Origin of the sequence: Micromonospora sp. B11E3 (assembly GCF_039871625.1) — a bacterium.
Lineage (GTDB): Bacteria > Actinomycetota > Actinomycetes > Mycobacteriales > Micromonosporaceae > Micromonospora.
Window position 1 is genome coordinate 181,911 of record NZ_JBDPMC010000003.1, and the last position, 13,259, is coordinate 195,169.

Here is a 13,259-nt window from a genome sequence, read left to right on the forward strand (position 1 = left end):
GCATCACACCTCACTTTCGGGGGTTTGTTGCCGTTCCTCCTACCCCGACCCCGGCTTCCCATGCGCGCCCCGGCCCGCCCGGCGCCCGCCGGCCAGCGCTCCGGCCGGCCGGCTTGGTCCGGCCGGCCGGCGTCAGCCCTCGTGCGGTGCCGCCCCGACCCTGCGTCGTCAGCCCTCGTGCCAGGTGGCGGCCGCCCGGCCCAGCCGGTCGTTGACCGCCCGCCCCACCCCGACGTCCGGTACCCGCTCGGCCACGATCTCGGTCACCCCGGCCGCGTCCAGCCGGTGCAGGGCGTCGAACAGCCGGGCCGCGGCCACCGTCAGGTCGCCCTCCGGCGAGAGCACCTCGACCGCCGCCCAGGCACCGCCCACCGGCCGCTCCCGGAAGGCCAGCACGCCCCGTCGGCCGCCGTCGCCGGCCGCCGACTCCGCCTTCTCGACCACCCGCAGCGGGGTACGCGGGGCGTAGTGCGCCGCCAGCGTGCCGGGTGCCACCGGCTGGCCCGAACTGCCCGGCCGTACGGCCACCGGACCGACCGCCTCGACCAGGGCCTCCACCGGCAGCGCGCCCAGCCGGAGCACCACCGGCTGCCCCTCCCTGGCGTCGACGATCGTCGACTCGATGCCACACCGGGTCGGCCCGCCGTCGAGCACCACGTCGACCGCCGCACCCAGCCCGGCCACCACGTGCTCGGCACGGGTGGGACTCAACTGACCGAACCGGTTGGCGCTGGGCGCCGCCACCGGCACCCCGGCCGCGGCGATCAGCGCCCGCGCGGACGGCTCGTCCGGCACCCGCACGGCCATCGTCTCCAGCCCCGACGTGACGATGTGCGGGATCGCGGCGGGACGGTCCACGATCAGCGTCAGCGGCCCCGGCCAGAACCGCGCGGCCAACTCGGCGACCGCCGGAGGCACCGCCCCCACCAGGGAAGCCAGGTCGGCCGCGTCGGCCAGATGCGTGATCAACGGGTCGAAGCTCGGCCGCTGCTTCGCCGCGAAGATCCGGGCCGCCGCGTGGGCATCCAGGGCATTGGCGCCCAGCCCGTAGACGGTCTCGGTGGGAAACGCGACGAGCCCTCCCGCGCGCAGGACGGAGGCGGCTTCGGCGATACCGCCGTCGACGGGCAGGACGCGCGGGGTTCCGGTGGTGCTCACGCCCCGACGCTAACGTGCCGCGCCGGGGGCCGCGCCGGGGGCCGCCGCGTCCGCCGGGCAGCGCAGCAGGTGGACGGCCGCTGCGGCTGCCGCGTCGGTGGTTATCGACCTCCGTATCACGGCACGTTCACCCCGACGGCCGTCGGTGCGCATCCCTCCGCCGGCCCATGGCGCTGCCCGCTGGATACCGACCGCGCCGAAGAACTCCGCTCGACGTAGCCAGACGGCGTTGTCGGGGCGGAGCCGTATCGTTCCAGTGTGGACCTTGCGGAGCGGTCAAGGCGGGCGGCGGCATCGCTGGAGCGCTACCTGGCGCCGCTGGAGTTCACCAACTGGTCCGCCGCACGGGTTACGGCCGAGCTGACCCGGCGGGTCGTGGCTTGGGGTGTGGAGCACGGGTGGCGGGTCCGACGCGAGGTGCCCAGCATCGCCGACCTACCCGGTCCGCACCCCGACCGGCCGGGCTACCTCGACGTAGTGTGTCAGCGGCTCGACGGCCCACCGATCGCCATCGAGATCGACCGCACCGACAGACCGCCGCACCACGGGAAGGGTTGACCGCCGACACCCGGCGCTGTCGAATCGAGTTGACAACGCCATGCCGGTGCTGCCGCCCCTGGATCGCGGCGGTGGCGCCGGATCTGCGAGGGCAAGGAGCCCGCATGACATCCATCCACAGCCGTTCCCGTCACCGTGGTGCCATCCTGATGGCCGTCTTGGCTATGGCGGCTACGGCCGTCGTGGTGAGCCCGGCCCCCGCCCAGGCCGCCCTCGGCGACCTGCTCTGCCCGGACTCCGCGGGCTATGTGTTGTTTGAGCCGCCGCTCCGGCCCGGCGTCACCTCGACCGTTACCTCCCATGTCTCCACCAACAGCCCCACGCCCTGTCTTTCGCCCAACGGCAGCCACCCGGAGCTGGACTGGTACGACGAGGTGATGAACGGCACCGCCACGGTGAGCGGCGTCGGCGGTGGCGGCATCTGTAGTCTGCTGTTCACTCTCACCGGCACCGGACGTATCACCTGGTCCGACGGCACCACCAGCGACGACGAGATCACCCTCCAGACCGACCCCGCCAACCCCGCGACCCTGGGCGGCAGCGCCATCATCACCAGCGGCACCCTGCAGGGCGACACCGTCACCCTCGTCGCGGGCGTCGTCACTCCCAACGTCGACTGCGCCACCGCGGGGCTGTCCCGCCTGAACTTCGATCAGGCCATCAACACCTTCTCCTGATGGCGTTCACCGCCTGGAACCAGGTCACCGGCCTGGCCACAGCGGCCTGAGCACAACACCGGCGCACAGTCCCACCAGCACCCAGCACCCAGCACACTCCAACTCCCCCGAGTCCCAACACGTTGACAACGCCGACACCGCCCCCTGCCTGGCCTTCGGGCCGGGCAGGGGGCGGCTTCGTCATGCCCGCTTGTCGTCGGCCTGACGGGTCAGATCCTCAGCGGACCCCGCGTGCGCGGCCGTGCCGGGCGCTGTGCCGGGCTGGCCGACGTCGTGTGTCCGGCGGGCCGTCGACCCGTCTCTGCGGCCGGGCCAACGGGGCGGGGGTCCGAGGTCAGATGTCGTCGGCCGGGATGGGGTGGACCATGTCGGCGGGGATTACCGACGGGGCCAGGTGCGGCTCGGCGGTAAGGTAGTAGGCGCCGTAATCCAGCGCGGCCCAGACCGCGTGAGCGCGTCCGACGTCGCCCTTGACCATCCAACAACGGCGGCAACATCGGCCAAAAATGCTGGTGGAGCCCAGGGGACGGGACTTGAACCCCTAATGCCGAATGCCACCGATAGATCATCCTGAATCGGACAGATCCGGCCCCTGGGCAGGGCGGCGGCCTTCATCGCCTCTCAACGTTTTACAGGCGTTTCCGGGCTCAGTTGTGCCGGATCTGCGCCCGATGATCTTGCAGCAGCATCGATGACTGCGATCAAGTACTACTGCTGCGGTCGCTCCTGGGGGCAGAGTTCGGCCCGGACATGCGTCCCGCACCACGGCGGTAGCTCGGCCGACCAGACACGCCACCCACCGGCATCCCGCCGCATCTCCCACCGTCACGGGTGCGCTGTGCCGGCCATCGCGTTGGGTCCGTCCCACCAGACTCCCGCGTACCTGCGCGACGACCAGGGCGCGATGCTCCGCGCTTCTCGGCCGTGATCCCGCCGACCGTTTCCACCTTCGAGGGGCGGGCGCCCGGTGTTCTGGCTTGACAGCCGGACGCGACGAAGAGCCGGGCCGATTGGGTATGAGCTCTGCGAATTTCCGTGAACTCAGCACCGGATACACCCGTATCTGATGTTGAAGAGGTGTTGCGCGCGTGTCAGGCGCAACTGATCCACAGCAAGGTCCCAGTACATCACCGAGTGTGAAGGATGGAACCACATGAAGCGAATGCGCACATTCCTAGCTACCGCGCTTACCGTCGGCCTAGCGGGTCTGCTTGCCCCTCTCCTCAGCCCGTCTCCGGCAAACGCTGCCCGGTCGGACTGCACGACGACGGTATTCTGCCTCTGGAGCGACATCAATTTCAGCGGACCCGTTCTCTACATCCACGGCCCCTCCAGCAACCTCTCGTACATAGGCGCTAACGACAAAATCAGCTCTGCCTACAACCGCTCGAGCGCAACCTGGTGCCTTTACGAGCACGCAAATTACGGTGGCCGGCGCTTGGTGTTCCCGCCGAACTCGCAGATCCATGACTTCCGCAACTACGGCTGGAACGACATCGCCAGCAGCGTCAAGCTGTGCTGACCCAGCGCGACGCGGACCAGGAGCGCTAGCAGCCGCCCTGGTGGACCAAGATCGACGCTAGGTTGTGCCCTGGTTGTGCCGGATGATCTTTTCTGGGCGTTCTTACAGCTCACAGCGGGTCGGTTCCGGCCAATCAGGGATTGCACGTACTAATGCGGCACGTGGAATGAGGATCATTCAAAATCGGGCAGACCCGGCGTCTGACCAGGTCAGCGCCCCTCAACGCCTCTCGACGTTTTACACGGGTTTTCGGTCTCAGTTGTGCCGGATCTGTGCCCGACGATCATGGCTGCGCATCGAGGGACGCCACTCTACGGCTTCCACACGATAGATCGACTAAGTCGGCTCCCGTGCCACGGACCCCACCCACGACGGACACCGCCACAACGACGCACGCCGGGCACCAGAGCCATCTCCGCCGTGAGTCCCACACACCGTGGAGCGGGCGGGAGTTCAGGTGTCAAACGCTCCTCAGTTTGACACCTGGGCTCGCGCCTGCTCGGCTCCGCCTGGGACTCACGGTGGAGATGGCGACCAGCGCAACCACCCACGGCCGCAAGCTCCGTACGGTCCTCCGGCCATCTCTGTCGAAGATCCCTGCCCGGAGGGCAAAACAGCACTTGCCCGTCCTAGCGTGCGCCCGCAGACCACCGAGCGGTAGACGTTGGCCGGGCTGACCTGGACGCGGGCGCGCTGACCGATCGTCGATGCCGGCCGCGGCTTGGCCGTCGCTGCTGCTGTCTCTGGTGATCACATGTCGCGCCGTGTGCGCCGGGGCGTGACCGGCCGCCAGGCCGCACGCGCGCCCCGGCGCGACACGGCGGCGGGCCGCTTGCGGCCCGCCCTTGAATCCCCGTAGCTGGGATGATGAGTTGCCTGAGGCACACGCTAACGCTCTTTCCTGGCTGGAATCGGTGTCAGTGCGCGTCAGTGAGTTGGAGAATCATGACACGGTGCGAAAAGTTCTCGATGGGATTTGCGTCAGGCTCGACGGGAAACCCGCTGCCGCGAGTACCGTTCGCAGGAAAAGGGCAATCTTCTACAACGCTCTCGGATATGCCGTCGCGGTGGGACGTCTGGAAGCTAATCCCATCGACCGGATGCAGTGGACCGCGCCCGAGGTCGCTTCTTCCGTTGACCGGCGGGTGGTCGCAAATCCGGTGCAGGTTGCCGCGATTCTGGAGGCAGTGACGGCGCTTGGTGATCGCGCTGACCGGATGAAGGCTTTCTTCGGCTGCCTCTACTACGCCGGTACCCGTCCCTCTGAGGCTGCGGGCCTGCGGCGGCATGACTGTCAGTTGCCAGGCCGCTGCCTCGACTGCGGTGAGCGCCTGGCGGACGTGACCGTTTCCGGGATCGGGCCATGCCAACACGAGAAGATCGAATACGGCTGGGGTCGAATCACTCTCGCAGAGACCGCGCCCCGGGCCGGTACGGCGTGGACCGATGACGGCCAACCTCACGAGCGGCGGGGACTCAAGCACCGGGCACGAACCGACACGCGCCCAGTACCGATCCCGCCCCGGCTGGTCGAACTGCTGGCCGCGCATGTGCGGAGTCACGGCGTCGCTGCGGACGGCCGATTCTTCCGGGGCCTGCACGGCGGGCCGTTGTCGGAGTCGGTCTATGACCGGTGGTGGAAGCTCGCGAGGAAGAAGGCGTTCACTCCGGCTCAGGTTGCCTCGCCTCTGGCCCGTCGTCCCTACGACCTGCGGCACGCGGCGGCCTCGCTCTGGCTGAACGCTGGCGTTACGGCTACCGAGGTCGCTCGACGGCTGGGCCACAGCGTGGCGGTGCTGTTGCGGGTTTACGCCAACTGCATCGACGGGGAAGAGGGCGGGGCCAACGACCGCATCGGCAACGCGCTCGGCTGAGCTGTTCCCTCTACGGGAACACCACGGGAACATCAGCCGGCTACCGTCCATGATCGACGCAAAGATGCTGGTCAGTGGCGGTGTAGCCCCTCCGATCGGGCGTCGCCTGTAAATCCGTCGCGAAAGCTACAGAGGTTCGAATCCTCTACCCGCCACCAGGGAACGGCAAGGCCCTTGACCTGCGGAAACGCAGATCAGGGGCCTTCGTCGTCTCCGGCTGTTCTTGACCATCGTTACCCCTGATCGACCGGGTGATCGGGCACGCATCGGGCACGCTGCATCAAAGGATCGTGATGGCAGAACTTCCCCACCCAGACGAGCTTCCTGAGGACGACCAGCAGGAAGAGGCACGGCGACCGCAGGAGGTGACTTCGCCTCCAGAGTCCAAATCCCCCTCGATGGAGGCGGCGTCTTCCACGGCGAACTTCGCCCGGGCGGTGGATGTGGCGAGCCTGGGGCGGTCGATGGAGGCGGCGTTCTCCACGATGAACTTCGCCCGGGCGGTGGATGTGGCGAGCCTGGGGCGGTCGATGGAGGCGGCGTTCTCCACGATGAACTTCGCCCGGGCGGTGGATGTGGCGAGCCTGGGGCGGTCGATGGAGGCGGCGTTCTCCACGGCGAACTTCGCCCGGGCGGTGGATGTGGCGAGCCTGGGGCGGTCGATGGAGGCGGCGCTAGCAGCGCTGGAGGGGATATCGTTCCCGGCTGGCTTGGAGCCCGCGGACGTGCTCCGTCAGGAGTCGGCTGAACTGATATCCGACCCGGCGGGCTGGCTCACGGATATCGCAGACGCGGCCCGCAGCGGCGTCGAGAGCGCCAAGGATGCCCTCTTCCTAGTCCAGTACCTCTTCGGGTGCTTCCTGCTCTTTGCTCGACGGCTCGACCCTTCTGCCAAGACGATCGAGCGGTTTGGGCCAATCATTGCGCTCTCCGTCCTGCTCGTAGTGGCGGTCGGCGTGGTCGAGGCGAAGGATCCCAAACTGATCGAGAAGATCAACGACCGGTTAAGCACGCCCCTGGGCCTCCTGGGTGTGTTCCTCGGCGTTGTGGGCGGTACCCAGGCGGTGAGTCGTGCGAAGAGGCACAAGCCGAGTAAGCCGCGACGCGGCAGCAGCAAGCCCCGGAGAAAGGTGATAAGGCGCTATCTGCGGCGGCATCTCTGAGGAGGGCCGGGGTTCGGGGCGGAGCCCCGAGGTCTTCCGTTCTTGTGGCTCGTAAGCGCGGCCGGCCGGCCCGGCCGATGCCGGCCGGAGGTCGCCAGCAGGCCGGGGCCGGGCCGGCGCGGCCCGCTTTGCGGGCCGCCTTGATCCTTAAGAGGCCAATTCGGCAGCGCAATCGCCAGCCCAGTGTGCGAACGGCGGCCCGCTTGTGTCCGTCGTCGTCGCTCAACCGCGCCGTTGGAAAGCCGCGTAGGCCAGCCAGTTCAACAATTCTTCGCGCCGGTGCCGGCGCACGTGTGGCAGCCGGCGAAAGTCCTCCACGGAAACGTCGAGCCGGTCATACCGGATCTCCCGGTCACTGCCGCCGACCAGCGCACTGGAGGCGGGGATCGCCACCACGGTGCAGATCCAGCACGGTGACGGCGACATTTCGGGGAGCTGCGGGAACAGCAGGTACTCCAGGTCCTGCTCGACCAGGACACCCCTGGCACACCGGCTGAAGCCGCTCGCGGCGGCGGTCTGGACCAGCTCCTGGAAACGCGTGGCGGTGACAGTGCGGACGGTGGCCGGCACGGGCCACCCCCACCAGGAGCGCACGGTCCGCATGTCGCGCAGGCGATCGAACACCAGGGCCTCGGCCTAGTCCCGCAGGTCCTGGGCAGCGCGAACGATGAGTCTTCGGGCGTCTTCTCCGGTGGTGGCTTCGTTCCAGAGTCGTTCGATGGCCTTGGCGTAGGCGGCGGCTTCGTCGTCGCGGTGGGTGGTTTCGCCGACGAAGGTTTCCACGATGGCGACGTCGTCGTACATCTGGAAGGAGTTCTGCGGCGTGGTGGCGAGCGGGACGCCGAGGGGCAGGATGCCGAAGCGGATGTTCGGCACGCCGACCACGGTTTGCAGGCGGTCGAGCTGCCCGCGCATGACTTCGGGCGAGGGTAGTAGCCACCGCAGCACGGGCTCGGCTAGCAGGAACTCGAATCGCTTGCTGGTGTCGTACAGGAGCTGCTGGCGCTGCATCCGGGTGGCCACGGCGGCGTCCACGTCGGCGATGTCGAGGTTGTGCAGCTCGACCATCTCGGTGAAGACGCGACGGGCGTACTCGGCGGTCTGGAGCAGGCCCGGCACGTACACCGTCTCGAAGTGCCGGATCAGGCGCGATTCGGCGACAAGTTGGTTGTAGCTGTCCTGCACCGCGGCTTGGCCCTGGCGCATCCGGCGACGCCAGTCGCGGTGCACGGCCTGGACCTCGCCGAGCATCCGCAGTAGTTCCTGAGCGGCGGTGTCGTCGGCCCCGCAGGCGCGCGCCCACGCGTGGATGTCGGCGGGGGCTGGCATCTGGCGGCCGTTCTCCAGTCGAGAGACCTTCGACGGTGCCCAGCCGTTCGCCTCGGCGAGCTGCTTGCCGGACAGGCCGGCCTGCGTGCGCAGGGCACGCAGGCGATCGGCCAGTCCTTCGGGCTGGGTCAGCCACTCTTCGATCGGGTTCACGGGATGACTCCCTCGGGCTAGGCGGCTGCGCTCCGCACGTCGGTCGGAGCGGCGTAGTGGACTGCCAGGTCCCGCCACGCACACGCCTGCACCACGGTCGCCGGATCGGTCACCAGCTCGTTGCTGATCCGGTGGCCCACCTCATCAAACCGCATCAGGATGAGTCGGCTGGAGTCGAGTAGCCACCAGTCGACGTTGCCGGCTGCGGGCAGCAAACCGATCTCGTGTGCCCTCGCCCGGGTGAGGTAGTGGATCGTCTCGCCGGCTTCGACGTTCCACCGGCCGATCCAGCGTTCCCACCGCTGGTAGTCGGTCGGCGGATCCTCGTGTACCCGCACGCGCTCGATCCGCTTGCCCTGCTGCGTCAACTCGGTGATCTGCTCGAACCAGGCGGCAAGCCCGGGAACCTCGGTCGGGGGCTCCGGGTCGCCGGCCAGGAACTTCGCCACCGTGTCGTGCTCGCTGGGCTCCAGGTACGCCGGCTGGAGCTCCAGCCGGAACGCGGTGTGCGCGAACGTGCGGAGCTGCTCGGCGAACTCGTCGTCGGTGAGCGGTGTCCCCATCCTCAGCCCATCTCGCGCAGCCGGTCGAGCACGTTCGCCGGGACGAAGACGCCGTCCTCGTCGTCGGCGAGCTGGCGCAACTGCGCGCGAGTCGCGTCATCCAGCTTGATGCCCTGGACGACGTAGCCGCCTTCGGTCTTGTACAGCGCCGGGCATCCGCCGCCGCCAGAGACCACGTCCTTCCACAGGAACTCCAGGTTCCGCATCCTCAAACCCCTTCCTGCCGCGCCCCGTGACGCGCGTATCCCGATGCTGCACTGCCGTGCATCTTCACGCAATCGCCCCGGGCTGCAGAACAGGGCAACCGGGGCGATCTGGTGCGGGTAGCGGAACCTGGCAACCCCAGGTCTGAAGCAATTGCACGCAATTGCTTGACGATGCGCGAGGGGGTGAGCATCATCGAAGTGCGCCGGAAGTCCGGTGCAACGGAGGTCAGGGCCGGGGAGTCCGGTCGACTCAACTACCTGTCGGACCGGTTGCGGTAGCCGCGCGGACAAGTTGGCTCGGCGATACCCGACCCGTCTGCGTCGGACGGTGCGCCGTGCCTTCATCCGGGCCGGTGGCCGGCTGCATTCCCCCCGTGGCTGGCCACCGGCCCCCGCCTACCTGTGGAGGTGCGATGTCTGGCTCTCATCGTCGGCGCGGCTGGTTCTCGTCCTGGTGGTCCCGAAGGCGTCCGTAGACCCGGGCTGCCAGCAGCAATGCAGTGCCGGTTCGACGCCTGACGAACTCTGCTGCGCCGACGTACTGGTGGTCTGCCGCGCCGACGCGGGAGCTGCCCGCGATGCGGTACGCGCCGCTGATGACGCTGGCGCAGTCCTACCGGGGCAATGGTGGGCGGTGGCAGCGATGACGCGAACGACCAAGCCAGCTGAGATCACGGGTCACCCCGATTGGTGCGCCCCGGATCGCTGCGGCCACCTCGTGCCACCGCTGATGACGCACATGGCCCGCCGCCATCGCGGCCCGATCTACCGGTTCGGCGACACCCGGACGAGCGGCACGGTCATCATCTACCTCATCGGCGCCGACGCTCAGGCGCCCCTGATCGCGGTTCACGCGACGTGCCGGGGCGGGAACGCCTGGGCCGAGCTGTCCATGTCGCAGGCCGCTCAACTGGTCGAGCGGCTGCGCGCCCTGCTGTTGCAAGCCGGCGGCGAACAGGGGGCCGACGATGACTGAGGGCGAGGCCATGGCCGAAAGCAGGCACGCGGCGTCAACTGTGCCGGCCTGTTGCCCGACATGGTGCCGGGGCTGCGGACCGAACGACCCGATGCATCGCGGCTTCATGGCCACCATCGGGCGGGAGCGGACCGGCTGGATCAGCGTTCAACTGCTCGTCGACCGGTTCGCGCGCCGGGACCTGGCCGTCAAGATCGACGCCACCCGGTACGGCGCAACCCAAGCCGTGCTCCTGTCGGAAGCGCAACTGACCCGGCTCATTGAGGAACTGACGCAGGCACGGCAGGTAATGCGAGCGCTGGCCACTTGGCGCGGACGGACGGGAGAGAAGCCGTGACCGCCAACAACCGTCGGGGCATGGCCACCCCTCGTACCGCCGGCCCACGTCGTACCTGCTCGCCGCGACCAGGGATAACGGTGCCCGCGGTGCCGGAGCGGCCCGCCGGTGGGACCACCTGGCAGACGTTGGAACGTCTAGGGGGTACGGTGACCGGTGTGCATGGCCGGGACTGGCGCCCACGCTACCTGCAACTCGCGGAGGAGTTGCGGGCGAAAATCATGAGCGGCGAGCTGGCCCCCGGCACGCTTATGCCCAGCGAGACCGAGTTGGCCGAGACGTCCGGCCTGTCCCGCACCAGCGTGCGCAACGCGATCCGGCAGCTTCGAGAATGGGGCCTGGTCCGGGCCGAGCAGGGGCGCGGCACCTACGTGCGGGCACCCCGCCAGCGGGTACGCCGTCGCAACACCGAGCGGTACCAGTGGGAGAAGGATCGGGTCCTGCTCGACGAGGCTGAGCGGTTGAAGACCGGCGCCATCGAGCACGACACCGGCCTGACCGTCGACGACCTCAAGTTCCACGCCGAGTACACCCGCGTCGACGCGGACGAGGAGATGGCGACGGCCTTGCAGGTCGAGCCGGGTACGCCGCTGCTGCGTCGGGTCTACTGGACGTCCTCCCGCCACGAGAACGCGCCGCTGACGCTGTCGTACTCCTACCTGCCGTACGACCTGGTGGCCGCGAACCCGGACCTGCTCGACGAGAGCAAGGAACCATGGCCCGGCGGCACGCAGCACCAGCTCTACACGCTGGGCATCGAGCTGGACCGGATCGACGACGTGGTTCGGGCCCGGCCGCCGTCACCTGATGAGGCCGAGCTGCTGGACATCGACCCGGGCGTCTCCGTGCTCACCGTGCGGAAGACCTCGGTCGACACCACAGGTCGCGTCGTCGAGGTCGCCGACGCCGTGATGCCGGGTGACCGCACAGAGCTTGTGTACTCCCACAAACTCCAACGGTGGAAAACTTGACGCAGATCGTCTCAGTCATCACGCCAGTCCACGCGCCCAGCATCGAGCACCTTGCTGGCGCTTACGCCTCATTGCTCAAGCAGGAGATGCCCGACGGGTGGGACTGGCAGTGGCTCGTCCAGGAGGACGGGCAGACCGGCGCCCTGGTCGACGCGCTGCCCGATGATCCCCGGATCAGTCTCGGCACCGGCCGTCCCGGTGGGCCTGGTGTGGCTCGCACCTTGGCGTTGTCCCGGGTGTCCGGGGAACTCATCAAGGTCCTGGACGCCGACGACCAGTTGACCCCTGACGCGCTCGCCCGGGACATTGCCGCGTTCACCGCGCATCCGCAGATCGGCTGGACTACCTCGCGGGTACTCGACCTGCTGCCCGACGGGTCAACCGCTGGCTGGGACAAGGACCCGGCCGGCGGGGTCATCGCCCGCGGCGCCGTCCTGTCGTTCTGGCAGGCGAACGACTACCGCGCATCGGTGCACCCGGCGACGCTATGCCTGCGGAGGGATCTCGTCTTCGCCCTGGGCGGCTGGATGGCCCTGCCCGCCTCCGAGGACACCGGCCTCCTACTCGCCGCCAACGCGGTCAGCGAGGGTTACTTCACGCGGGAGTACGGCCTGCTCTACCGGAAGTGGCCCGGTCAGGTCACCAGCCAGGCCGCGCATCGGGAACCGGCCGAGTATCAGGCGCGAATGAGGATCATCGAGGCCAGAGCCAACACGCTGGCCTCGATGCTCCCGAGCGGCCTGCCGCTTGGAGCTACGGCGTAGCCTCGTGCCCCGGCATCCCGTGGGTACGCCGCCGTTGTTTCATCTCCGCTTCGTAGATGTGCCGCCGGCCGCCGGCTAGCTTCTCCCGCGCGTCCCGCTCGACCTCCTGGAACGCGGCGTAGTAGCCGTCGTCGAACTCCTCCACGATCTGGAAGGTCCACCGGCCGGGTAGCACGTTGCGCCCCAACAACTCGTACTCGACTCGGTCGGCCACCTCGTCGTGCCCGGCCTCGCGGAGCAGCTTCACCACCCGGTCGAGGGTGAGATCCGCGCCGCCGACGAGCTGGTGCGCCGAGTACAGATGACCTCGTACCCGGTGGATCGTCTCCAGGGCCTTGCTCAGTTCGCCCAGTGCTTCGACTGCGGTGTCATCGACGCCCTCCGGCCGAGAGTGCTCGCCGTCTACCGACCTGCCATCGCGTGCCATAGCCGGCAAGTACCCATTGGATGGCGATCCAAGGCGACAGCGTGACGGGGCCATCTGTCATCTCGGGTACGGCGAGGTCTGTAGCCGGACCGAGCTGCAGCCTCGGCTGCGGAATTGGGCGGTATAGACGTAGCCGATCTGGCCAGCGCCGCCGGGGTCGGGAGCCCAGAGGTCGGCTGGTGGGATGCCGTTGAGCGTGCGGAGGCTTGGTCGACCTCCTGCCTTCAGTAACGCCCCATCGCCTCCGGTTGTCGGCCAGGCGACCAGCCCTGATGATTGGCTACCTCGACACCGAAGCCAGCGACCGAGAAGGCCAGATTACCCGATTGAGCGGTCCGAGGCGGTGCCTCACTGGCATTATCATCGATCTTGCAGGTGCTCACTGAACCCGCCGACATTTAGCTATCACCCGTCTTGTGGACGGCCGGGGCAATGCGTGACTCCAGGGTATGCCGGCTCTTCGAACTTAAGCGGGGTTGAGGTGTCCGCGGTGGCGTCGCGTGGTGGTGGTGCGGGTGCGTAGGCGTTGGTTTTCGGGGTTTCGGAAGCCGTAGGCGTCGCGGGCGATGGTTTTGATAACC

The 13,259-nt window shown here is 68.5% G+C and carries 17 protein-coding genes; 10 read left to right on the forward strand and 7 right to left on the reverse strand.

Translation table 11 applies throughout. The annotated features are described in order from the left end of the window. Window positions 1-168: 168 nt before the first annotated feature. Window positions 169-1,131, reverse strand: coding sequence for an L-threonylcarbamoyladenylate synthase (locus ABGB16_RS03110; protein WP_347666441.1), 963 nt, complete (start codon window positions 1,129-1,131; stop codon window positions 169-171). A 285-nt stretch (window positions 1,132-1,416) separates the two neighbouring features. On the opposite strand from ABGB16_RS03110, the gene ABGB16_RS03115 reads away from it, so the two are divergent. Next, window positions 1,417-1,716 carry a hypothetical protein gene (locus ABGB16_RS03115; RefSeq protein WP_347666419.1) on the forward strand — a complete coding sequence of 100 codons (300 nt, stop codon included), beginning with the start codon at window positions 1,417-1,419 and terminating at the stop codon, window positions 1,714-1,716. 149 nt (window positions 1,717-1,865) lie between these two features. Then, the gene (locus ABGB16_RS03120) at window positions 1,866-2,393 is read left to right on the forward strand and encodes a hypothetical protein (RefSeq protein WP_347666420.1); all 528 of its coding nucleotides are present in this window, start codon (window positions 1,866-1,868) and stop codon (window positions 2,391-2,393) included. Window positions 2,394-2,727: 334 nt separating this feature from the next. Here ABGB16_RS03120 and ABGB16_RS03125 read toward each other — a convergent pair whose 3' ends face one another. Beyond that, entirely contained in the window at window positions 2,728-2,871 is a 144-nt protein-coding gene (locus tag ABGB16_RS03125) for a hypothetical protein (RefSeq protein WP_347666421.1), read from the reverse strand. A 675-nt stretch (window positions 2,872-3,546) separates the two neighbouring features. Here ABGB16_RS03125 and ABGB16_RS03130 point away from each other — a divergent pair. From ABGB16_RS03130 to ABGB16_RS03140, 3 genes are all read left to right on the forward strand, one after another. After that, the gene (locus tag ABGB16_RS03130) at window positions 3,547-3,915 is read left to right on the forward strand and encodes a peptidase inhibitor family I36 protein (protein WP_347666422.1); all 369 of its coding nucleotides are present in this window, start codon (window positions 3,547-3,549) and stop codon (window positions 3,913-3,915) included. Between the two features lie 920 nt (window positions 3,916-4,835). Beyond that, window positions 4,836-5,789, forward strand: coding sequence for a hypothetical protein (locus ABGB16_RS03135; protein WP_347666423.1), 954 nt, complete (start codon window positions 4,836-4,838; stop codon window positions 5,787-5,789). Between the two features lie 293 nt (window positions 5,790-6,082). Beyond that, entirely contained in the window at window positions 6,083-6,952 is an 870-nt protein-coding gene (locus tag ABGB16_RS03140; protein WP_347666424.1) for a hypothetical protein, read from the forward strand. Window positions 6,953-7,174: 222 nt separating this feature from the next. Here ABGB16_RS03140 and ABGB16_RS03145 read toward each other — a convergent pair whose 3' ends face one another. Genes ABGB16_RS03145 through ABGB16_RS03160 form a run of 4 tightly spaced genes read right to left on the reverse strand, consistent with a single transcriptional unit; the run spans window position 7,175 to window position 9,203 of the window. After that, window positions 7,175-7,555, reverse strand: a complete 381-nt coding sequence (locus ABGB16_RS03145; protein ID WP_347666425.1) for a hypothetical protein — start codon at window positions 7,553-7,555, stop codon at window positions 7,175-7,177. 33 nt (window positions 7,556-7,588) lie between these two features. Then, window positions 7,589-8,434, reverse strand: coding sequence for a helix-turn-helix transcriptional regulator (locus tag ABGB16_RS03150; protein WP_347666426.1), 846 nt, complete (start codon window positions 8,432-8,434; stop codon window positions 7,589-7,591). A 17-nt stretch (window positions 8,435-8,451) separates the two neighbouring features. Further along, a complete protein-coding gene (locus tag ABGB16_RS03155) occupies window positions 8,452-8,997 on the reverse strand; it encodes a DUF6879 family protein (protein ID WP_347666427.1) in 546 nt (181 codons plus the stop codon). 2 nt (window positions 8,998-8,999) lie between these two features. After that, the gene (locus ABGB16_RS03160; protein ID WP_347666428.1) at window positions 9,000-9,203 is read right to left on the reverse strand and encodes a lipid A biosynthesis lauroyl acyltransferase; all 204 of its coding nucleotides are present in this window, start codon (window positions 9,201-9,203) and stop codon (window positions 9,000-9,002) included. Between the two features lie 500 nt (window positions 9,204-9,703). Between ABGB16_RS03160 and ABGB16_RS03165 the strand changes: the two genes are divergently transcribed. The 5 genes from ABGB16_RS03165 to ABGB16_RS03185 all read left to right on the forward strand — a co-directional run bounded on the left by ABGB16_RS03165 (window position 9,704) and on the right by ABGB16_RS03185 (window position 12,251). After that, the gene (locus ABGB16_RS03165; RefSeq protein ID WP_347666429.1) at window positions 9,704-9,850 is read left to right on the forward strand and encodes a hypothetical protein; all 147 of its coding nucleotides are present in this window, start codon (window positions 9,704-9,706) and stop codon (window positions 9,848-9,850) included. After that, window positions 9,838-10,179 (forward strand): hypothetical protein, encoded by a 342-nt coding sequence (locus ABGB16_RS03170; RefSeq protein WP_347666430.1) that lies wholly within the window; start codon window positions 9,838-9,840, stop codon window positions 10,177-10,179. The genes ABGB16_RS03165 and ABGB16_RS03170 overlap by 13 nt, the downstream gene beginning before the upstream one ends. Beyond that, on the forward strand, window positions 10,172-10,516 hold the full coding sequence (locus ABGB16_RS03175; RefSeq protein WP_347666431.1) for a hypothetical protein: 345 nt from the start codon (window positions 10,172-10,174) through the stop codon (window positions 10,514-10,516). Before ABGB16_RS03170 ends, ABGB16_RS03175 begins: the two co-directional genes overlap by 8 nt. Window positions 10,517-10,665: 149 nt before the next feature. Beyond that, window positions 10,666-11,487, forward strand: a complete 822-nt coding sequence (locus ABGB16_RS03180; protein WP_347666432.1) for a GntR family transcriptional regulator — start codon at window positions 10,666-10,668, stop codon at window positions 11,485-11,487. After that, on the forward strand, window positions 11,475-12,251 hold the full coding sequence (locus ABGB16_RS03185; protein ID WP_347666433.1) for a glycosyltransferase: 777 nt from the start codon (window positions 11,475-11,477) through the stop codon (window positions 12,249-12,251). Before ABGB16_RS03180 ends, ABGB16_RS03185 begins: the two co-directional genes overlap by 13 nt. Here ABGB16_RS03185 and ABGB16_RS03190 read toward each other — a convergent pair. Further along, entirely contained in the window at window positions 12,241-12,678 is a 438-nt protein-coding gene (locus tag ABGB16_RS03190) for a hypothetical protein (RefSeq protein WP_347666434.1), read from the reverse strand. The genes ABGB16_RS03185 and ABGB16_RS03190 overlap by 11 nt on opposite strands. Window positions 12,679-13,259: the final 581 nt, after the last annotated feature.